Source organism: Tabrizicola oligotrophica (genome assembly GCF_011008935.1).
Lineage (GTDB): Bacteria > Pseudomonadota > Alphaproteobacteria > Rhodobacterales > Rhodobacteraceae > Tabrizicola_A > Tabrizicola_A oligotrophica.
In genome coordinates this window covers 16,718-38,692 of the sequence record NZ_JAAIVJ010000017.1, presented here as the reverse complement: position 1 = coordinate 38,692, position 21,975 = coordinate 16,718, and the positions used below count along the sequence as shown (strand labels likewise).

Genomic DNA, 21,975 nt, shown 5'->3' with positions numbered 1-21,975 from the left:
GTGTGAAGGTTCGCCTCGTAGATGGAGTAAGCTGAAGCAGAATGGCTAGCTCACAGAAGGCTGACTTTGGAGGTGCTCGCGGCTCGAACACTGGGGATGATTTCCACGAGTTTTGGGCGATGCGGCAGGCATTGCGCCTCATTGATCGCGGTTCCAAGCTCAGTGCAATGGCGCTGGAAGGTTTGACGGCCGATGCCGGGACTGGCAACGAATGGGATGGTGTCGACTGCACCCTACTCTATGGAGCCGAAAGTGAGGCGACCGCCGATAGGGTTGAAATTCAGCAACTTAAGTACTCAGCTGCAAATGCGAGCGCATCCTGGACAGTGTCACGCATTTCAGCATCAAAGACGGCGAGACTGGAGTCTTCGGTCATTGGAAAGATGGCTAAGGCTTACACTGCTCTGGTGGCTAGAAGGAAAACGCAAGACCCCACCACCGTTTTGGTGCAGCTCGTCACCAATCAGCGGATAGATGACGCTCTTATTGAAGCTATCGATGAGGCGAAGGCTATCGCGGCCTCCAGCCACACAAAACGCCCCAGAATTTCTAGCGACCTCCGGACACTTGCCAAAGCCAGCGGCTTGGCTCTTCCGGGTTTTTGTAACTTCGCGAGATCACTCGATTTAGTGGGCGCAGCAGGCTCACGCTTTCGGATCGAAGATGACGTCTTGAAACGCATTTCTCAATGGGAAGACACAGAGTTTATTGAGATAGCAGGCGAGTTACGACGATATGTCCATGATCTCATGCTTCCTGAACGCGCAGGCGAACTTGTAACGCCTCACGACGTTTTGCTTAAGCTCGGCGCAGGCGACCCATCTGTGCTTTTTCCTGCGCCCTCGTACATCGATCGTGTCGATCAGCCGGTTAGGCGCCCAAGCATTTCTCGTGCCGCGCAGGCCTTGCAAGGTAACGGAAATCAATACTTCTGCCTGCACGGAAATGGGGGGCTTGGAAAGACGACAGCTCTTCAACTCATAGCGGACGAACTGCCCGAGCAGTCAGTGATGGTCGTGTTCGACTGCTACGGGGCCGGTTCGTATTTGGATGCCAGTAAATCCAGGCATCGACAGAAGGAAGCCTTTGTTCAGCTGGCGAATGAAGTGGCTGAAAAGCTAAAGCTGCCAACTTACCTCGTTCCGAGAAATCACACTGACTTTCCGCGAGCGATGCGTCGACGACTTGATGAAGCCTCAAAGATCTTGTCTTCGTTGAACGACACGGCACTTCTCGTAGTCACGGCAGACGCAATTGACAACGCTTCAAGTGCTGCTCGGTCGAAGCAGCCGCCTGAGCCGGATTTTGCGCAAGATCTGATGTCTTTTGAGGACCTACCAACCAATGTCCGCATCCTTATAAGCTGCCGCACAAGCAGGCTTTCCGAACTATCAGTCCCGGCCCGTTTCCAGAGGATCGAACTCGAACCGTTCACTCTGCAAGAGACCACCGAATATGTCCGAAAATTCTGGAACGCGGATGATGATTGGATCGATGAGTTTCACAAGCTTTCGAAAGGCGTTCCCCGGGTACAGTCCTATGCGTTGAAGTCGGCTCCGGATGACTATGGTCAGGCGATCGATGCGCTTAGGCCAGACGGCAAAGCGCTCGACCAAATCTTCCAAACCCAACTCGTTGAAGCATTTCGAAAACATGGTGGCGAGCGAGAAATTCGGCGCTTCTGTGCTGCTGTAACCCACTTACCACGCCCTGTTCCGATCGACGTGCTTTCTAGAATCCTGAACGTGTCAAGCTTTGCGTTAGCTGACATCGTGGCGGATCTTGTTCCCGGATTCACACTGGATAACAGCAAGATAGGCTTCGCTGACGAGGATTTTGAAGCATACGCAAGAGAGGCCGGCGCTGAGCAATTGCCGGACGTAGCACGTGCTGCAGCGGAGTACTTTCTAAGAACCGCTTCAACTAGTGGATATGCCGCTTTGGCTGTCGTGCCAATGATGTTTAGCTCGGGCCAACACGAGAACCTACTCAACTTTGTTGAAGGAGAGCCAGAACCCCCAGTAGGGCTGCTGCCGGATGTCGCTATACGGCGCGAGATAGGTATTCAGCGTCTTCGTACTGCTATTCAAGTATGCCGCACTGCCGGCAACAATAGCCGAGCGCTACGTTTCATTATGATGGGCGCTGAAGCGGTTCATAGCGACGATAACTTACGGCGGTTTCTCATTGAGCATCGGTCGCTATCGGTTAGGTTTGCGGAAGACTCAGTCCGTCGTTTGATCCTCCGCGATCCTGACTACATGGCAGACCACGGCCAAATTCTCCTGCAGATGATCGGTAACCAGGCAGAATCGAATAATAGGTCGGCAGTCCGTGAACTGCGAAAGCGGGCTAACGCCTGGTTCAAATTGAGATGGGATACCTATCAGGACGATCTAGCGAAGGACCAGCATGCCAGAGCATGGCCGATCGGAGCAGAGGACTTTGCGCATATTCTCTACGCTGACCTGAATACCTCCGGCGTCGCATCAGCAGTAAGGAGGTATCGAGAGTTACGGCCTTGGCGGTTTGCGATGGATGTTGGCCTCGCAACTGTCGACCGCCTTTTGGCCGAAGGGAAATTCGAGATCGTCAACGAAATTGCGGAGTCGCTGCCGCTCCATCGTGCTGTGTTTGTGCTTGTACCGCTAGCCATGTCTGGTGCGGTTGTTGACCTAGCAAGACTAGAAAATGGCGTGAGCGCGCTCTCGGCGGTGGCGAAACCCAGTACCAAATTGCTAGAAAGATATGGGCCGCATCAAGAGATTGGCCCAAAAGTTGTCGACATGATCATTTCTGGCACTGAACTGCTGGTCATGAGAGGCAGACATCCCAAAGAGTTAAAGAGCTGGCTCTCACCATTTTTGGACCCCGAGACCAGAAGAATTGATCGTCTTTACGCCTCGGATCATGTCCTTCTAGACGCAGTCATGCGATCTTACTTTCTTTTTGAGGCCATCGAAGGTCGAGTCGGAAAGAATGTCGACCCGTTGACTCCGCGACCCAAGCCTGAAGAACGGTCAGATGGCAGCCGAGGCCATCAGGATACGGATCGACATGACCGCGAACTTCGTGAGGTGGTTGGGGCCGTCTCGCGAATTTACGCATGGCGTGCCCAGTTCATTGCAGAGAATGGACCCGTGGTGTCCATTGACGGCCTCGCCCAAGAAGCGTTGACATATCTGTCGGAGAACGCGTGGCGTATCAACCGCCACTATGACGCCAGTGGAATGCGTTCGAAGGCAGCGGAGAGTATCGCCACTTTAGCGGGAGAGCCTACTCTGTCCAAAGAGATCGTTCGTTTCTCGCTTTCTGTTCGAAATCGCGGATGGTCCGGTGGAGAGCGGAACGCCGATACGCTGTTCGCTAGATTGCGCAATGTGAAGGCACTTCACGACGATCTTGTGTCAAGTATTGCAAAAGAAGCTGATAGCGTTAGGTGTAATAGGATAGGCGCTGAAGATAAGTCTTCCGTTTTGGCTCGATTTTCTGAATGGCTGCTTTGGATTAGCCCGGGCGACAGCAGTGCACTTTTCGAAACCGCTTTGGAGGTGGCCGCAGAACTAGACAGCGAAGTCATGGATCAGATTCGAGCCGTGGCCGCACTAGCAGAAAGAGGTCATTCCGCAATTAGTGCTCCCGAGATGGAACTGGCTCGTGCTTTCTCCGATGTGCTTGAAGATGCAGGTATCCGCTTGGAGAACGTGGAGGGTTTTCCTTGGGACGCTGGAATGCGAACGCTAGTCTTGCTCGATCTGAATACCGCCCTCTCGTGCTCGGCACGCTGGCAAGACAAGGATGTAGCGCCCTTCCATCGCACTCTTAATCCCATAATCGATCAAGGGATTAAGCAACGTCAATTGTCCACCGGCCAGTCGGCGTCGTTGATGCTCTTCTTGAGGGAGGTGGAAGACGAAGCAGTCGTTTCAGTGATTGATGCTGCACGGGAACATCCTCCGACCTGTGTGCAACTCTCCGAGTATTTTGCGAAGAACATTCTTCTGGAGCGGGTAGCATTTGGTGACGCCGCAACCTCTCTTGTTATGAACAAAGGCTCTGGACGGTGGTCAGACGAATACAAAGAGCAAAAGTACTTTCTACGATTACTGGCAGAAGCACCTTCAGAGCAACCTATCGTCACACAAACAGGGTCGCCAAGGCAGCAACGTGAGACAATACAGGTCACCTGGACAAGAGATGATCTTACGGACTCGGAACGCCTGAGGGAGAAGCTTGAGAAGACATTGACTGAGGCTAGAGGCCAAAAACGGTACGTCTCGTCGTTTGAAATCCTTGCAACAGCTCGTAAGGCTGTCAATCTCGCAGACCGGGTTGCCCATCTTGACGCCTTGATTACAATGAACGCTGACATCACCGACACAGATTTTGTGTCGGGGCTTCTAGCAGCTTTGTCGGAATGGAAGTCGCAGCCTGCCGTACAGCGCTGGTGTAGAACGAAGCTACCTGACGCGATCTCAGAGTATCTTCCCACCTTTAGTCGTTATTTTCCAAGAGACGACGGTCGATTGGATCGTGCGCTCGAACTCTCCGAGGCTTCGACAGAGCAGGTGTTGTCGATACTAATGTCGGGGGTCGAGCGCAACGTCGGCGTGATGTCGGCGGGTGCATTGTTCGCGATTGTCGGACGGGTAGCGATCTCTCTACCTGCTGACGAGGCCCGCAAAACTGTGGCCTGGTATATTCGTCGGCTGTACGATAGGCTAGCCGCCGAAGACAAGTCTTCTCCGGACGTGGCCGAACTTCCTGCCACCACGGACGAGGCACTTGGTCGTTTTCTCTTTTCGCTGCTTGGAGATGTTGATGTGTATGTGCGGTGGCGTGCGGCACATGCGATTAGATGCCTTGCGGATTTCGGAGAGAATTCAACGTTTGCGGCTTTGTGGGATCAGTTTGAAAGAACCAAAGATATCGCTTTCCGGCAACCTGATGCACCATACTACTTGCTTGCATCACGCCTTTGGCTCTTGATTGCCACCGATCGGATTGCCCTTGATTTTCCCGCATTCGTTGAGGCCATAGGCCGGCAGCTCTTTGCGATCGCTACCGACAATGTATTGCCACATATTCTCATGCGCGACTATGCGGCGGATGCGTGTCGAAAGCTGGATTTTGCCGGCGTATTGAGCATTTCCGACCTTCAAAAGAAAGACCTTAAATACGTCAACAAGTCACTGCTTCCAAAGGGCACGAAGAAAGAACGTAACTATGGTAGTTTCAACTTTTTTGATCAGAGTAAGAATCCTCGCCTGAGATTTCATTTTGACGCGATGGACACTTTACGGTATTGGTATTCTGGCTGGATAGGAATTTTCGAAGACCTCACCGAAGAAGAATTTATTGAGACTGCCGACAGATACATATCAGACGTGTGGGGTGTCATAGATGAGCGCTCATATGGCTCTCGAGAGAAACGCATAGCTCGCTTCAATGATCGCAGTTGGCAGCGCTCATCGCATAGTCACGGCAGCCTTCCGACATTAGAGCGCTATCAAAGCTATCTCGAATGGCATGCTATGTGGTGTGCGGGTGGGGAAGCCTTACTGTCGCATCGATTGGCGCAGCACGACGGGGATTATGGCTCGTTGGACTACGAGATAGGCCTCGACAAGCTTACCGCACCACCCGTTTGGCTATCCGATCTGGTTGGCAGCCGCCCCCTTTTGGAAGGCTTTTGGCGGTCTCCGCAGAGGTCGATTGATGACTGGCGGAAGGATGCGACGGACGAAGAAATTCTTGCGGAAGTCATGGTGGCAGATAGGCCCGGATACCTCGTGGTTGATCAGTCAACCACAACTGCTTCTCGGGCCTTTCGTCATGAGGTGAGCGTAAGCACTGGCCTCGTGTCTTCAGACGCGGCTCACGCGCTTGTACGAGCACTCCAAACAACTTGGGACGATTCTGACTACCGGATTCCGCCAGAAGGCGATGACCTTGAAATCGATGACGGTGACTACGTTTTGCGTGGGTGGCTTAAGAACAATGATGGCGACAGTCGATTTGATCGCACGGATCGCTTTTGCAATGGAGTGCGCCGCATTGAGTGCGAACCGGGGCGTGTCATAACAAGGGCGCTCGGTCTCACTCGGGAAAAAGACGGAGCTGCTCGTTGGTTTCGTTCAAGTGATTCCGAGCCTACCTTCATATATGAGGCGTGGGGTCATCCTGAGGTCGAAGACGACCGCGAGACGTATTTCGATGACCGTGTGAGGTCTGATGGCTATCGGCTCCTAGTTCGCATCTCAGACTTGGCCGAATTCCTTCGTGGTCAAGGAATGGAATTGATAATGGAAGTGGGGTTGCGTCGTGACAAAGAAGGCAAGAGAAGTTCTTCCTATGACGATAAAGAGTCGACCGAAGTTAGATTCGATAGGCTCTTCATTTTCGGAATGGACGGTACAATACGCGCTGCCGAACGAGACGTTGGAACTTGGCGACAGGATTGTTAGTGCTCTGAATCTCCACAAGACTGTCGACACACTCGGTCGCTGGAAAGCCCACCACCTCGCCGAGTTGGTTCTTGCTGCTCGTAGTGCGAGAGGCCCCGATAAATTGGCAGCAGAGGCAAAAGTCGCAAATTTATTGCAGAACTTTAGCTGCTCATCCCGTAGGCACTTTCGTTATTCCGGAGGTTACGATCTGAAGAATATAGCGCCAATCTTGGACGAAGTCGGGGGCAAGCATTGATGTTCAAACAGAGTTCTTAACCCTCAGATCGGAAATCTACTCGTGGCGTTCCCTTGCTTCACGACCAGAGACTGGGATAACGCGCGAAGCGGTCGCTTATCTCAAGTAGGTCGAATGTCCGCTCCGGGCCGCTCGCCTGCCGCTAATGCTGGACGACGTTTGAACCTCCGTTGGCTAGGCCACTGCGCCGTCGCAGCGAATGGTGCGCTTCAGAACCACGCCGAACCCCAATCGTGTCACCGCTGAGCCTCAAAGATCACCGCGACGCGGCTTAGGATATCCACAGGCTCCCCTTCTGACAGAACCCTGCACGCCCGAATAAGGTCATGCATCCGAACGCGGACGGCGACACGCACTTCGTCGGGTTGTGCGCAAAAGGCACTGTAGATCGCGTCAATGCCAAGGTAGTCGGGGATTTCGCCCCCTGATGCGCTGCGCTGGCTTACGGCCTCTTTTGCCTCGATCCAGAAGACATCCAGTTCGTGCGCCCAGGCTTCGGCCAGTTTCTCGAGCGCTGGCAAGGTAAGGTCGCCAAACTGCCCCTGGCCTCCGTCAGTCACAGGACTGCCGGTCAAGAAGCCCGCAAGGGAAGCCAGCAAGGAAACAGTGCGTGCCGGGCGGATATCCCAGTGTGTAAGTTGGCCTAGAGTGCCGCGCAATCGGTCCAAGGTTGTAGTCACCTGGGCAAACTCAGGGCGGATATTATGACGGTCCAGGTGACGTGTTTCCGCATAGGCTTGCGAGAGAAGCCGCGCCGCCTCCGTCTGATCTCCGATGATCTCAGCTCGCCCACCATGGTCGCGCACTGCCAGAAGGCGAGGAGGCAAGACGGTTGGGTCTTGAGGGCTGCCAGTACGCCCCCCAAGAAGCAGGATCGTCACGGGTTGCCGTGATGCAAGCAGGCATAGTTCAGCGCCCCAGAGGCCGCGCGGATTGGCGCTTTGAACAAGTTCGAACACCTCTGGCGGCACCGATCGGCGCAGCCACTCGATCTGATCGAAGTAGTTTCCAGACCGCAAGATCCTTGGCTTCTTGATTTGATCGAGAACCAGATCCGTCAGATCTCCGGCAGCAAACTCGACCAGCTCAGAGGGCAGGTCATCAGCACCGACCCCAGATAGCAAGGCGATGCTGGCAACACGGGCGCGTGCCTTGTGATCGGACGAAAGAACAAGGCCCGGCAGATCGAAGGTGTGGTAGTGGATGCGGGAGTTCGGGCTGTCGATCCTGTCGATCCGACCCAGACCTTGGATCAGACTTTTCACGTCCGACGTCACCCCGATGATCCCAAGTGCTGGCGCGAGTTGGAGGTTGATCCCCTCCGCCATCTGAAAGGTCAGGAACATGGCCCGAGGCTTCATCGTATCGACGTACTTCCCGTCGATCCCGAAGTACTCCTGCGCTTCGGCCCCAGATCGAATGTGATGCATCTTTCTGCCGGGTTTGATCCGCGCACCTGGGGCGACCACAAAAACCTCGGGCCCCCGGCCTCGATGCCCCGCCAAAAGGCGCGCATACACCTCAAGCACGCCGACGCGTTCCGCGAGGAAGATCGCGTGACCGTGCTTGCGCAAAATATCGCGCATAACCTCGGCGCGGGCCTCGTCGATGCTATCGAGGCACGCATGGTTCAGAAGGCGCGTGATCCTGTCGCAAATCGGTGTCTGGGAGTCGTCGACCTCGGCTGGCAGTTCTTCCGAAAGAACACCTTCAGGCACCGCAAGTCGGCGCATGTTCTGCCTCTCGGCGCGTCGGAGGTTCTCGCCGATTGAGGCGCGTCCTCGCTGATCGGCATCGCTGTCGCGCTCTCGAGCCCATTCTTCACGCGCGAAGATGATTGATGCGCGCAGCAGTGCCAGGAAATTACGTATGTGAATTCGCGACTTATCGTGAAACTTGATTTCGGTCTGGCCTGCGCGTTGCGGATCAGCGGACACAAGGGTGATCCCGGTCGTGATGCATTCGGCCAGTGTCTTGATCCGCGCAATGATCTGGCGCTGCTGGTCGGTAAGTGCCGTGTCTTCGCGATGGCTGCGGGTTAACGGGTAAACAAATGCCCCGCTTTTTCTGTTGGCGCTTTCCCCTATGCAGGCGCGCTGGCGGCGCACCACGTAGGGCGCTAGGGCATCTGCCAGCCCCTCTTGCAGCGCGCTAATCTGCAAGCCGTCGGCTTCAAGCTGGCGTTCGATAGCACCGACTTCTTCCCTCAGAGTCTCGGCACTGTGGAATAGATCTTCCTGCACACCCTGCGCTTCGATGCGACGATTGACCTGATCCAGACGCCGGACCAGTTCTCCGCGAGCGCGCACTTTGGCCATGTGCTGGTTGATCTGATCTGTGATCAACGGAGGCACATAAATCGAGGCGCGCTTTTCGTGGAAAGCGAGCAGACCATCGAGTCCTTGGTTGCCCATCAACGTGGCCGAGAGACAGGCCGTCCAAATGGCCGGGCTTCGCTCGAACACTAGCGAGCGCGCCGAAGGCGCGAGATAACGCGAGCTTAGCCGGTGGCTTTCATCCACGATCATCGACGCTGACGAGCGGACCGCGCGGTTGATCTCGTCCAACTCGGCGGCCTCGTCCTTTTTCTGGCGGGACAAGTGGCTGTGCTTGATCGGCTTGAAGTTTGCGGGGGCATTCGTCGTCCAGTTCTTCAGTACGCTCGCGGGGATCAAGGCGAGCGAACCGAGGCGCTGTTGATCTGCCCGCTCACCCCAGGAGAATACGGTCTGCGCGTGGCTGACCGGCAGCACCGTTGCCAAGTGCTTTCCGATGTCAGTTTTCCCTGCCCCAGTCGGGGCCTCGACGAAAGCAAAGCCATGTTCGTAGACGGTGCCCGCAGCCTCATAGACCAAGTCCGCCTGAAATGGCTGCGGCGGGCGACCTGCGCTCGTATTTCCAGCAACTCGCCAAGGTGTGAAGGTAGTGGCTTCGTGAACGGTCCGCGCTACCGCCTCCTCGGGTGTGACGAGCCGGATGAGCGAGCGCAGGATCTCCAACGCTGTTTCTGTCCAGTCGTGGCCCATCTCCCAGAATTGCTCGGCGACAGCGCGCCTCGCTTTCTTGATTTCCGGCCAGGCATGGGCATCGTCCATGAATTCGAGGTTCCGGCGCAGACCATTGACCGAAAAATTTGCGCTGCCCGACAGTGCAGAGCCTTCGCCGACAATCAGCTTTGCATGCAGCATAGGCGGTCTGCGACCCAGCTTTGCCTCTGCAAGCGCTGGATCGAAAGCGCGAAACTGGATGATGCCTCGTTCAATAGCATCCATCGCGAGAACGGCGCGAAGGTCAGCCAAGTCGACGACTGACAGGCCCCGAGCACCGAGAAAATACTGTCGGGCTTCCTGTGCGACTGACCGCCCGCCACCCCCAAACTGTCGGCGAGCGTCCGTGTTCGAGCCGAAAACGATGCGGATGCTGCCTTCTGGCCGTTCTGCAAGACCATGGACCGCATCGAGCACGATCGTCAGGGAAGACAGGAAATCCTGATACCCGGTGACGATCAGGCAGCGCGGTTCCTGCAGCACGGATTTGACCAGGGCATGGACCGGGCGGGTCGCATTATCAGCCCAGGCATCGTGGCCCTGCGGGGGTTGTGCCTCTGACGCGTTCTCTTGCCGGTCACCATCGCTGGTCCGAGAGAAAAAGCGCGAGATTAGTCCCTGCCGCTCCATCTTTTTCCTTATGGCCCTTTATGGATCGCCTTGCCGGCGACGGCGTGTGAGTCTGCGGTCAGGCGATCAATCATCGTCAGGAATTCCAAGCTCTGCCCAAAGCGCGCGCGGGGCGGGAACTGGCAAATCCCAGGTCACTTCGATCGGTTCCTCCCCTGTCCAGTCGACAAACTTCGGCTGCCCGCAATAGATGAAGGGATTGACCTTGCCGTTCACCTTGTTGCCGCGGCGGATGAACAGGTGGACCTCATGGCCTTCCTCACCGCTGATGACGCGACCATGCTTGCTGTTCTGGCGCGTCTGGTTCTGGCTGAACCATTTCAGCCGGGACGGGCTAAGGAATGCATTTTCGTAGGTCAGGTCCTGGGTCGAGACATTGGCCAGAAGCATCATGATCTTCTTCTCCGGCAATGCCTTCATCCCGGTTCGCCAGAGGTTTTGCTTGTACTCTTCGCCGAAGAACTCTGCGATCTCTGGCACGTAGTAGCGCTGCCAAAGCTCCAGCGACTGTGGCTTGCCGACGAAAGTGGCTGACCCTTCGGCCGCTTCCCTGGCAAGGGGCGTCTCGGCCAGCCGCCATTCGATCAACTCACGCGCAAGAGGTTCCAATTCGCCTGATGCGTCAGGGCGCGCTAGGCGCAGGATTACGCCGTTTTGGGCGAGGTGCGGGTTGAATGCGAGGTCTTCGGCCCCTTCGGTCGGTTGCCGCCCTGCAACAATGTCGCGCAGGCCGGTCAACGCGGCGCGAGACAAACCGCGCGGGCGTTCCATCTCGTGCAGCAGCCGACCATGGGTGGCAAAGGGCCGTACGGGGACTGCATCACCCATGTCGCGGACGAAGTCGAACCAACCACCATGGCCCGAAGCGCGAGGGTCGAAGCCATTGCGGAAGACTTCGACAGCCGTGGGACGGATGCCGTTCCGGTCCCGGAAGTCGATGTAAAAGGCTTCAAGCTCTGCCGTGCCTTCTTTCGGGCGAAGGAGAGTGCGCAGGATGTCGATGACCTGCAGCTCATAAGTGATCTCGCTGCCTTTCGGCATCTGGAACTCGCCGGCCTGCAACGCCTCCAACTTGGTCGAAATCGAACGATCTCCCGCGCCCGCCTGCAGAAGGGTGGCAACCTTGGTAAGAAAGCTGCGGTGGTTGCCGATGTAGTCGATCACCTGCAGCACCTTACCTTCGACGCGCCGCAGACCGCGGCCAAGCTGCTGTAGCCAGACGATCGCGCTTTCGGTTGGGCGCAGCATCAGGACGGTGCCGATTTCAGGCACGTCGACGCCTTCGTTGAACATGTCGACCGCGAACAGGATATCGATCTCGCCCCGACCTAGCGCAGCTAAGGAACTTGCCCGCGGGGCCGAGCTTTGGCCCGAATGAACTGCAACGGCCTTCAACCCGGCCGCGCGGAAGTAATCCGCCATGTAGTCGGCATGGCGCATCGAGCTGCAAAAGCCGATCGCGGGACCACTTGCGCGCTTGCGATGCTGTTCCAGCGCATTCAGCGCCCGCGCTTCTGTCGCCAAGGCGGCGTCGAGGGCGGTTGGATCGAATTGCCCAGACCTCCACGGGATCTGGGCATAATCGACATCGTCCGGCACACCGAAATAGTGGAATGGCGACAGGTGCCCCGCGTCGATGCCGCGAAACAGGTCGCATTGGTAGACAAGATTTTCACCACATAGCCCCAGCAGGTCAGCACCATCTGTCCGGTCAGGCGTAGCTGTCAGACCCAGAAGGAAACTGGGTGTGAAATGGGAAATCAGCTTCTGATAGGTGCTGGCGGCGGCGTGGTGGAATTCATCCACGACGATATAGTCGAAATGGTCGCGGTCGAATTGGCGCAAGTGACCGATGCGGCCCAACGTCTGTACCGATGCAAAAAGGATTTCCGCATCCGCCTCTTTCTCGGTGCCTGTGTAGCGGCCCAGCTTGGCCTCTGGTCGCACCTTCCGAAAAGCCGCCATCGCCTGCGTCAGGATCTCGTCGCGATGGGCCACGAAAAGGATGCGGACCGCCTTGGCACGGATCGTGTCGAAGGCGGCCAGCCAGGTTTTGCCCAGTCCGGTCGCCAACACGACCAAACCGGCGCGGTGGCCGTTCGATCGGCTGAGCGATAGGGCCTCTAGCGCTTCTTGCTGGATGGAATGCGGCTCTGGCGGTGGGCCTTCCTCGGCCACCACGCGGGCAGTGAACTCGGGCATCGGCCGCGCTCTGCGGCGTTTGGCATAGGCGTCGATCCAGGCGGAAGTCAGGGGCTTCACCTCTGGGCGTGCCACCAGGTCTTCGAAAGCCGCGGCGACACTGTCCGCGGCATCTTCGGAATGCAGGTTCCACTCTACCCCCTCGGTCAGCGCCGACTGCGAGAGGTTCGAGCTTCCGACAATCGCTGCCCCCCGCGCATCCGCAGCACGGAACAACCAGGCCTTAGGGTGAAAACTGAGACCGCCGGTTTCGAAAACGAACAGCTCCGCCCCTTCCAGGTCCAAAAGGCGCGCTAAAGCCGTTGGATCGGTCGTTTCGAGGTAATCGCCCACGACAATCCTCAGCCGACCACCCCGCGCCAGCATCTCACGGAACCAAGGCTCAAGGAGTGCCACACCGCTGTCCATTGCAAAGGCAATGGCGAGGTCGACAGACTTCGCTGTATCCAGTCTTTCAGCGAGCAAAGGCAAAAGCGGGTCACGCCCCCCGGTCGTCAGACGCGACCCGGATCCTTCCCTGAGATGGAAATGGTCATGGGCTGATGAAGCGATAAAGCCCGGAGTGCCGCGCCCTAGTGCTGCGCCCACCTCAGCCAGCATCGCCATCTGTTCCGGGCCGTTCAGCTCATCCCATGTCGCTACATGACGCGGCGCCGGGATCAACCCAGCATCTCGGCGCAAACAGATCGGACAAGAAATGCGTGGGTCAGACACGGATATCCTTGGAACACAAGATTACGGCGTCATTGGACGGTATTGGATGACACTTGTCCAGGCACTTGGTTTGTTTGAATAAATCGGTTTGTGCGCCCGGTTTAAGCCGTTGGTGCCGCTGACTGGTCAAATCTACCATTCCGGGAAAAGCCCCGGCATCCAGTCGCTCGCCAACCTTGCCGGAAAGCTCAGCCGCAAAGGCGCGCGTTGGGTGGCTGACTTCAGCGCCCCCATCGCCAGCAGTTCCGCCGTGACCTTTCGCGCCTGACGGTCGCTGACGCCGAGAAGGCCGGGCAGTGCCCCGCGTTCGACTTCGCCGGACATCAGCGCCTCGCGCATGACGATGTCTGCGCCCTTAGCCAGCGCGCCTTTGGCCATCTCGCCTTTGCACCAAACCATGATCCGCTCGCGCAGGCGTTGCGGTTGCATGAGGGAGTCCATGAAGCGGACTTGGTCGATGCAGGCGTCGAGGAAGAAGGTTGCGAATTCTGCGAGGCGCTGTTCGGAGAGGTTGCCTCGGCCGTCAGCGCCGCCGTGGCGGGGTTCGTCGGCAGCCATAAGACGCTGTTTGTATTCGGCATCACGGCGGGCGAGGCCTCGCGCAGCGGACCAGAGGCCATCGGAGCCAACGGTGTCGCGCAGCATGGCATGGGCGACCATGCGCGAGACGCGGCCGTTCAGGTCAACGAACGGGTGGACCCAGACAAGGCGATGGTGGGCGCAGGCTGTGGCGATGATCGCGCCGCTTCGGCCCTGCAGCCCGTACATCTTGCGCATGTGCGCCAGAAGGCGCGGCACAGCGCCGGGGCTGGGGGCGACGTGCTTGCCGACCTGGACGAAGTCCGTGCGGAATTCGCCAGGGACTATGGGAAGCTCTGTGCCGTTCGGTCTGTGCACGACGAGCAATTCCGGGGGCAGATTCTGGCAGAAGCGGCGATGGATTTCCCGCATGCTGTCGGGGGCCAGCGGGTGGTCGGTCAGGCCGCCCGTATCGATCCAGCGTTGCACTTCGATGTGGGCGACGGCTTCAAGCTGCAGGTTCCGTTTCTCGGCGTCGGCGCTGAAATCCTTGTTCAGCGCGCGCTCGATGTCGATCGGGTGGGTGTTGTGGCCCTCGATGAGGTTCGAGTAGTAGCAGTTCATCGACCGGACGAGGTCGGCAAGCGGCGCGCGGATGCCTTCGGGTAGGGACGATCGCAGCGCTGACGACTGGCTGGCGAGGTCAACGGCCAAATCGTTCAGCGGAGGCCGATACTTTGACGCTTCTTCGGGGATCAGCGGCTCGACGACAGTGATCGCTTCGCCCGTGTCAGCTATGGTGTCGGTCGACATGGCGCATCCTTGATGAAAGGCTTGTTGGCCCTGTTCGAGTTCCGGTTGGTTTTCCGGGTTCGAGAAAGAGAGTACCGCACTTAACGTCAATAAAACAGGGAAAAAATCTGCATCCTGATCTCAGTTTAAGTTCATTCTGTTCCGCTTCAAGTTCCGTTTCAAGTTCCGTTTCCTGCCGCCCTAAAGCTCATGCCCCCGTTCCCGTTCCCTCAGCGCCGTCTCAGCCGTTCTTCGGCGGCCTTCGCTTGCTTCAAGCTCTCGCTCAGCTGCCTGTCGATCGCCCCTAAGTTCGCGGCTTCGCTCAGCAAGCCACGCAAGGCCGTCATGGAGTCGATCTGCGACTGAATGAGCAGCGCCACGCAGTCGGCCAAGCCATCCATCCTCAGCCCCATCCGGTTGGTCGAGCGTGCTTCCAAGGCGCGCAAGGCTTGCGCTGAGGTTTCGGAGGCTGTCGCCAACCGTTCGACGTAGCCAAGCAATTCGCGCTCCAGCGCTGTCAGGGGCGTCTGCATTCATTTCTCCTTTATCTGAATGCACAACACCGATCTCTGATCGCTGATCGCGCATGTCTGAATACTCGACCGGGCCGGGTCGGTCAGAAGGTAGGTCATCCCGCCCTGGTCGATCCGCTGCAACCCAAGGCGCGTCAGCTCCGACTTCGACAGCATCACGCTCCAGAACCAGCTCAGCACGAGCAGCGCCGTGATCGCGGCGGTTGCGGTCGCCAGCAGGATCACCGGCGCCAAGGTCATCCAGCGCGTGATCCGTTGCTGAAAGCTCTGCATCGTGCCCGAGGTCGCGTGCAGAAACATGCGGGTATCGGCTTCGATTGTATCGCGCGCGCGCGTCGCAATGGCCGTCAAATCGCTCCTGAAGTTCTGCAGCTGGGATGCCATCAAGGCGGCATTCTCGTGCCGCAGGGCTTCCAGATCCGCGTTCAGTCTCTCGCTGAGCCGCTGGGTCGGCTTTCCAGTCGTCATGGAAGATGTCTCCTTTCAGTCGCCAGCGTTCGCCCGTATCGGGGTCCTGGACGGTGAGGTATTCCTTGCCCGCGCGGGGGACGATGAAGCCGACATCGGTCATCAGGGCGACCATGCTGGCGCGGTCGGTGATGGTGCCGACGGAAATCTCGTCGAGGATCCAGGATTGGACTTCCTCGCGGGTCTTGGCGCGCTGTGGGGTCTCAAGGACGGGCTGCACCTCCTGCGCGCGGTGTGCGTCCATCGGGTCGGCCCAGCCGTGGGTCTGGTTCATCAGGTCGCGAAGGGAATCGAAGGCGGTCTGATAGCCGGGCGGGGCGATGTTCAAGCTGCGGCCAGAGGACAGGTCGAGACGCGGGGTGCAGAAGTGCAGCTCGACGCGGCCCTCGTGGCTGTGGCGGACCCAGAGGATGTCGAACTGCTCGGGGTCGAGGCCCGCGAAGGCGATCTTTTCGAAGCCGTCCATGACCTCGGCCTGCTGCGCCTCGGTCGGGGCGTCATCGGCGGCGAAGCTGATGACACCGGCGCGGTAGGTCCAGACATGGGGGATGGCGTCAATCAGCGCCTCGGTCCGGTCGGGATTGCCGCGCAGGACCTCGGGGCGCGGGTTGCGGATCGTGTGTGTGGGCTGGCCAGCCGCATCGCGGAGCAGGTCGCGGTTGGCGTCGTAGGCCAGAACCTGATCGGCGATCAGGTAGCCGACGGGGCCGGACCCGCGCCCTTGGCCGTTGGGGAAGAACTTGATCAGCATTCGCGGCCCTGGGCGAGGAGCTGGGCAAGCTGGCGTTCCACGGACAGGAGGCGGCGCGCGACCTCGACCGCGTCGATCGTGGGCGTGAGGCCAGCGACATGGGCGCGGTTCAGCCAGCGGGCGATCTGGTTGAGGTTGCCGCCGATCCGCCCGACGGCCAGCACCAGCGCCAGATCGACGCGCGGGGCGGGCTTGCGGCGGCGGGTATCTGTGCGGCCAAGGGCTTCGCGCAGAAGGGTCGCCACAGGAACACCCGCCGCTTCGGCCTTTTGCCGAAGTTCGGCCTTCTCGGCCGCCGTGCAGCGGAACACGAAAGTGTCCGTCAGCGCGGGCCTTTCGCGGGCAGTGCCCGCGCCGGTGGGGTTCGAAGGGGAGGCTTGCCACCCCTCGCAAGGCCCCGTGTCAGAAGCGCCAGCGTATGACACGGGTCGCCTTGCTCCCTGCTCATCCCGCATGACGCTGCTCCATCTGCCCGGCGTCCTTCCCGGCAAGACAGCGCAGCTGTCGCACCTGCTCACGCCATTCCGGGCTTCCCCTTGGCGCGGGGCTTCGGGCTGGAACCCAGAAGCCGCGATGGGGACCGTTCACAGCCAAGGGCAGACTTCGGTCGAGTGTCGCCAGCCCCTCCTGCGCTAGTCGGTCATTCCAGTCGCGGGCAAAGCAGATGCCCTGCGGAACGAAGACCAGCGGTGACGGCGGGGCACTGCCGGCCGTGGCTGTGCCCGATTGCCCCTTCACGGGCAAATCCGGCGCGGCAGCGGCCGTTCTTGGTTTAAGTTCCTTTTCTCTGTTCGGGGGGCGTTCCTGTCCCCCTTTTGGGGACAGATCTGTCCCCTCGGGCGGACAGGATTGTCCCCCTTTCACCCGGGAAAGGGGGACGATCTTGTCCCCCTCCCGCCGCCGCTGCGTGGCGCGCCGCAGGGCATCTTCGGTCGGGCGGTAGCGCGAGGCGTTGCCGCGATTGGTCCCGCGCACGACAGTCAGGTGGCGCGCCATCTCGGGCTTGTTCAGGGCGCGCTTGACCGATTTTGCGTGCCGCCCGAGGGCCGTGCCGATCGTCTCGAAGGATGGATGGCATTCGCCGGTGTCATGGTCGGCATGGGTCAGCGCCAGATAGGCGGCAACGCGGAAGGCGTTGTCGTCCAGCGATTGGTCGAGGACGAGGTCTAGAAGATACTGCAGCTTGATCTGGCAGAAGGGCAGAATGTCAGACATGCCGGCCCCCGGTGATTGCGCCGGAGTCCGCGCTTTGGTATCCTGTCAAAACAGTGACGTCGAATGCGCCGTCGAGGTGGGTGGCCGCCCCCTCGACGGTTTTTCTTTGGCCCGGATCGCCCGAAAACCGGTTTGACAATCGCCCCCTAAGTGCCTGATTTCCCGTAGGGGGTTTGACAGGAAAACGCCGCGCAACCGGTTGATTTCCCGCGCCGGTGGACGGCTTGAAAATCCGCGTGTCGCTGGTTCGATTCCGGCTCTGGGCACCACTCCTCCCCGAATTGGCGACGTTTCTTCACACTCCGATGCCCCATTCGGCTTGGGTTTGACGTTTTGGCGGCAGGTCTGGCAGCTGCGCCCGCCGGGCGTTCTCGACCATCGGAAACGAGTCGGCGCCGTGGTCAAGCGCTGACCTGCCCGCCCCGGTCGGAGGGTCTGGCTTCGAAGTCCGCCATCGCCCGGGCAGATACTCCGGACTTGGCGCAGGGGTCGAGTTAAACCAATTGTTGCGCAGCAATAATTTAAAACAACCACCGAATGAAATGGCACCATGTGGAAAGCGACACCTTGTGGCGGGATAGCTGGCCTTTCGGCGCAGCATTGGCGCCGCAAACGCCCGGCTTCTGTTTCAGTTTTGGAAAAATTCCGATCCAGCCGCCGCGCGAGACTTGGATTTTCATATATATTTCATAGCATTGCCTGTCAAAATTCTCACTGAGAGAGCAATAGAAACAATACACGCCCCCTGCCGTTGCAGCCGATCTTGACAAAAATGCGGCATCAGTCAGTCATCTTCAGGGCGCAATTTTATCCAAGGGAATTCCAGCCATGGCCTTGACGACAGGAAGCAGCGGCAACGACACTCTCATCGGCGGCTCCGGCGAGGATGTGCTTGCGGGCGGGGCGGGAAATGACTTTCTGAACGGCGGGTCGGGCAGCGACGCGCTTTTCGGCGGCACGGGGTCTGACACCCTGCTTGGCGGCTCGGGCGCGGACACGCTTGACGGCGGTTCGGGTGCCGACAACCTTCAGGGTGGATCGGGTGCGGATATGCTGATCTTCAGCGCCTGGGAAAACCAGTACGCGACCACCGCGACCACCTTCACCAGCTACGACGTCTATGATGGCGGCAACGGCAATGTGGCCAAAGGCACTGCCGAGATCGACAGGCTGATCATCAATCTGAGCGAAGCCCAGATGAACGACCCGGCCTTCATGGCGGCCTTCGCGGCAGATCTGGCCCGCTTCCAGGCCTTCATGGCCGCCAACACCAACGCCAACACCGGTCAGGCAGGCACGGCCGTATTCACATTCACGTCGATCAATCTCAAGGTTTCCGGCATCGAATCTGTCTCCTACCAGATCGACCCGCGCAACCCCGACGGCATCCTGCTGTCGTCGAGCAGTGTTGACGAAAACGCCGCCGGCGCAGTGGTGGGGACGCTGACGACGGTGGAAGACGATGGCGGCACCGGTCCTTACAGCTATGTGGTCGACGACACGCGTTTCGAGATTGTCGACGGCACCCTGAAACTGAAACCGGATGTCGCGCTGGACTTCGAGGCGGAACAAAGCCTGACGATCAAGGTAACCGTCACCGATCCCGACGGTCTGACCCATACCGAGACTTTCACCGTCAACGTCACCGACCTGAACGAGGCGCCGGAAGCCGGCGGCGACCAGACGGTTGCGGTGAATGAAGACCTCGCGATCGGCACGGTGGTGGCCGATGTCGATGCCACCGACCCCGACTTCGGCGGCGGCAATGATGGGGACAACGCCTTCGAGGACCTCAGCTACGAGATCACCGACGGCAATGCAGCCGGGCTGTTCACCATCGACACGGAGGGCAGAGTCTCCACCATCGGCGCGCTCGATTACGAGACGGCGCAAAGCTACACGCTGGAGGTGACCGCCAGCGACGGCGCGGGCTTGAGCGATACCATGACGGTCACCGTCAACGTCACCGACCTGAACGAGGCACCCGAGGCCGGCGGCAACAAAACGGCTTCGGTGAATGAAAATCTCGCGGCGGGGGCGGTCGTCGCCTCGGTCACCGCATCAGATCCGGATGTCGGCGGTGGCAATGACGCGGCGAACACGTTCGAGAACCTGAGCTATGCTATCACCGGCGGCAACACCTCGGCGCTGTTTACCATTGATGCCGGCGGGAAGATCACCACGACGGGGCCGCTCGACTATGAGACGGCCGTCCAGCATGTGCTGACTGTCACGGTCACCGATGGCGGCGGGCTGAGCGACACGATGACGGTGACGGTCAACGTCGGCAATGTGAACGAGGGACCGCTGGCGGATCCGAATGATTTTGATGGCAACGTCGATACGGTGGCGGAAAACGGAGACAACGACCCCAACCGGATTCTCGGCACGGCTGGAAATGACAATATCAACGCCAACAACGGCGCAGACACGGTCTACGGCGGTGCCGGCGATGATTTCATTTCCGGCGAGAATGCCGGGGATCTCATCTACGGCGGCTCCGGCAATGACTCCCTTGATGGTGGCGCGGCAACGGATGTCATTTATGGCGGATCTGGCAACGATACGATCAATGGCAATTCGGCAGTGGACAGCATCATCGGCGGCTACGGCGATGACCGTTTGTTCGGCGAAGGCTCGGTCGACACCTTCATCTACCTCAGCGCGAATGACGGCAACGACACCATTTCCGGGTTTGCTGGGACGGACGTTTTGGACTTCAGAGCCCTGAACATCACCGCTGCCAATATCTCGGCGGTGGCGAACATCAGCGGAAACACTGTCGTCTCGGTCAATCTTGACGGCAACGCCGCCACCGCCGAGCTGACGATCACGCTGTTGGGTTACGGCTCGGGCTATGTAGCGGACGACTACATCTTTGTCTGAGGCATATCCGGCCCGGCGGCATGCCTTGCGCGGGCTTTCTGCCGGGAGAAATCCCGGGGCAAGCGCCCGTTGACCTGGGCGCACGCCGTCTGGGCTTTGCAGTCTGGGCGGGTGCCGGAGGGCATCTTCCGGAACCGCCCGGCAAGGGGCGTGCCGGGTCGGTCGGGCAGGCCAGGAAAAGGGGCGCCCCGTTTCCGGGGCGCGCCCAAGGTCTGGCGCAGCCGCGCCCTCGGCAGAACGGTTATTCGGCGGCTTTGCGGGCCTCGGCAAGCCAGTCGTCATAGGTCGTCTGATTGGCGGCGATCCAGTCGGCCACGTGCTTGTCGATGGCCTCCGAGCTGTCTTCAGCACCTCTCCCGCCTTGGGGATGGGCGCCGGAATGTCGGAGCGATAGTCCAGCACTTCAACATCGCCATGCCCGGTCAGGAGCACGGCCGACATGGTTTTCGGCAGCATGGGTGGGAGGGTCCTTGGCAGGGCTTTTTTGCCCCTTAATGGACAGCCTTGCACCGCTTGAAGCAAGCGAGGAAGTTGCCGAAGGGAATTGAGAAAATCTCAATACCCCTGCGCAAGCAGCCAGTCGCGCAGGATTGTTGCTTCCGCGCTCAGGGTGCGGCGGTCGTTCCAGGTGACATAGAAGGCGTTCGGGTCGTCGATCTCGGTCTGCGTGACCTTCTGCAGCTCGCCGCGTGCGATCAGCGGCGCCACACTGCTCATCCAGCCGAGCGACACCCCCTGCCCGTCACGGGCCGCCTGCAGCGCGATGACATAGCTGTTGAACCGCCGAACGTTGAGCCGGTGGAAAGGCACCCCCGCGGCGCGCAGAAAGCTGCCCCAGGTCATCCAGACCCAATCCGCGCCCTCGACCGACAAGAGCGGCGCAGCGGCCAGCGCCTCCGGATCGGCAATCGGGTGGCGGGCCAGGAAAGCCGGGCTGGCCACCGCCACCACCCGGTCCGACTGGATCAGCCTCGCCTCTTCGCCCGGCCAGTGCCCGTCGCCATAGCGGATGCGCAGATCGATGTCGGGGCGCGGCACATCATGCAGGCGGTCCGAAATGACATGCTCGACCACGATCTCGGGATGCGCCCCCCAGAACGACCCCAGCCGCGGCATCAGCCACAGCTGCATCGTCGCCATGGTCGAGATGATCGATACATGCGCCCGCTCCCCCGAGGCGCGCACATGGCGCAGCGTCGCCGACACCCGGCCAAAGGCCTCGTGCAGGCTGGCGGCGACCTCCTCGCCCTCGCTGGTCAGCGAAATGCCGGTGGAATGGCGCTGCATCAGCTGCCGGCCCAGTTCTGCCTCCAGCTGCCGGATCTGCTTGGACACCGCGCCGGGCGTGACGTTCAGCTCTGTCGCCGCCCGCGTGACGTTGAGATTGCGCGCGACGGCCTCGAAAGCCGCAAGCGCGTTGAGCGAGGGAAGATCGTAGTGGCGCCGGGTCATGCGGCGAGGCTAGCAGGGAATCTGGCGCCGGGAAAAGCCGCAACGCGAAGAAAGCGGACGC

At 59.4% G+C, this 21,975-nt stretch carries 10 protein-coding genes; 2 read left to right on the top strand and 8 right to left on the bottom strand.

Annotation, left to right across the window (positions count from 1 at the left end; all coding sequences use genetic code 11):
- The first annotated feature begins 41 nt into the window (after positions 1-41).
- Complete coding sequence (locus tag G4Z14_RS17060; protein ID WP_164627901.1) at positions 42-6,467, top strand: NACHT domain-containing protein; 6,426 nt, start codon at positions 42-44, stop codon at positions 6,465-6,467.
- Between the two features lie 474 nt (positions 6,468-6,941).
- Here G4Z14_RS17060 and G4Z14_RS17055 read toward each other — a convergent pair whose 3' ends face one another.
- The 7 genes from G4Z14_RS17055 to G4Z14_RS17025 all read right to left on the bottom strand — a co-directional run bounded on the left by G4Z14_RS17055 (position 6,942) and on the right by G4Z14_RS17025 (position 18,256).
- Positions 6,942-10,382 carry a phospholipase D-like domain-containing protein gene (locus G4Z14_RS17055; protein ID WP_164627899.1) on the bottom strand — a complete coding sequence of 1,147 codons (3,441 nt, stop codon included), beginning with the start codon at positions 10,380-10,382 and terminating at the stop codon, positions 6,942-6,944.
- A gap of 66 nt (positions 10,383-10,448) precedes the next feature.
- Positions 10,449-13,247, bottom strand: coding sequence for a DUF3427 domain-containing protein (locus G4Z14_RS17050; RefSeq protein WP_227751830.1), 2,799 nt, complete (start codon positions 13,245-13,247; stop codon positions 10,449-10,451).
- 183 nt (positions 13,248-13,430) lie between these two features.
- Entirely contained in the window at positions 13,431-14,630 is a 1,200-nt protein-coding gene (locus G4Z14_RS17045; protein WP_164627897.1) for a Fic family protein, read from the bottom strand.
- Between the two features lie 180 nt (positions 14,631-14,810).
- Positions 14,811-16,361: a relaxase family protein gene (locus G4Z14_RS17040; RefSeq protein WP_164627895.1), complete on the bottom strand. Its 1,551-nt coding sequence runs from the start codon at positions 16,359-16,361 to the stop codon at positions 14,811-14,813.
- Positions 16,355-16,672, bottom strand: a complete 318-nt coding sequence (locus G4Z14_RS18985) for a plasmid mobilization protein (protein ID WP_321573069.1) — start codon at positions 16,670-16,672, stop codon at positions 16,355-16,357. Before G4Z14_RS18985 ends, G4Z14_RS17040 begins: the two co-directional genes overlap by 7 nt.
- Positions 16,673-16,805: 133 nt before the next feature.
- Positions 16,806-17,576 carry a helix-turn-helix domain-containing protein gene (locus G4Z14_RS17030; RefSeq protein WP_164627891.1) on the bottom strand — a complete coding sequence of 257 codons (771 nt, stop codon included), beginning with the start codon at positions 17,574-17,576 and terminating at the stop codon, positions 16,806-16,808.
- A 521-nt stretch (positions 17,577-18,097) separates the two neighbouring features.
- The gene (locus G4Z14_RS17025; RefSeq protein WP_164627889.1) at positions 18,098-18,256 is read right to left on the bottom strand and encodes a hypothetical protein; all 159 of its coding nucleotides are present in this window, start codon (positions 18,254-18,256) and stop codon (positions 18,098-18,100) included.
- Between the two features lie 148 nt (positions 18,257-18,404).
- On the opposite strand from G4Z14_RS17025, the gene G4Z14_RS17020 reads away from it, so the two are divergent.
- On the top strand, positions 18,405-20,462 hold the full coding sequence (locus tag G4Z14_RS17020) for a cadherin domain-containing protein (protein WP_164627888.1): 2,058 nt from the start codon (positions 18,405-18,407) through the stop codon (positions 20,460-20,462).
- Between the two features lie 555 nt (positions 20,463-21,017).
- Here the strand turns inward: G4Z14_RS17020 and G4Z14_RS17015 are convergent.
- Entirely contained in the window at positions 21,018-21,914 is an 897-nt protein-coding gene (locus G4Z14_RS17015) for a LysR substrate-binding domain-containing protein (RefSeq protein ID WP_164627886.1), read from the bottom strand.
- Between the last annotated feature and the right edge of the window lie 61 nt (positions 21,915-21,975).

Bases quoted from the DNA above. Each gene is read 5' to 3' on its own strand.
- G4Z14_RS17020 (WP_164627888.1), top strand. From the start codon at position 18,405: ATGGCCTTGACGACAGGAAGCAGCGGCAACGACACTCTCATCGGCGGC.
- G4Z14_RS17015 (WP_164627886.1), bottom strand. From the start codon at position 21,914: ATGACCCGGCGCCACTACGATCTTCCCTCGCTCAACGCGCTTGCGGCT.
- G4Z14_RS17045 (WP_164627897.1), bottom strand. From the start codon at position 14,630: ATGTCGACCGACACCATAGCTGACACGGGCGAAGCGATCACTGTCGTC.
- G4Z14_RS17040 (WP_164627895.1), bottom strand. From the start codon at position 16,361: ATGCTGATCAAGTTCTTCCCCAACGGCCAAGGGCGCGGGTCCGGCCCC.
- G4Z14_RS17055 (WP_164627899.1), bottom strand. From the start codon at position 10,382: ATGGAGCGGCAGGGACTAATCTCGCGCTTTTTCTCTCGGACCAGCGAT.
- G4Z14_RS17060 (WP_164627901.1), top strand. From the start codon at position 42: ATGGCTAGCTCACAGAAGGCTGACTTTGGAGGTGCTCGCGGCTCGAAC.
- G4Z14_RS17030 (WP_164627891.1), bottom strand. From the start codon at position 17,576: ATGTCTGACATTCTGCCCTTCTGCCAGATCAAGCTGCAGTATCTTCTA.
- G4Z14_RS17025 (WP_164627889.1), bottom strand. From the start codon at position 18,256: ATGAAAATCCAAGTCTCGCGCGGCGGCTGGATCGGAATTTTTCCAAAA.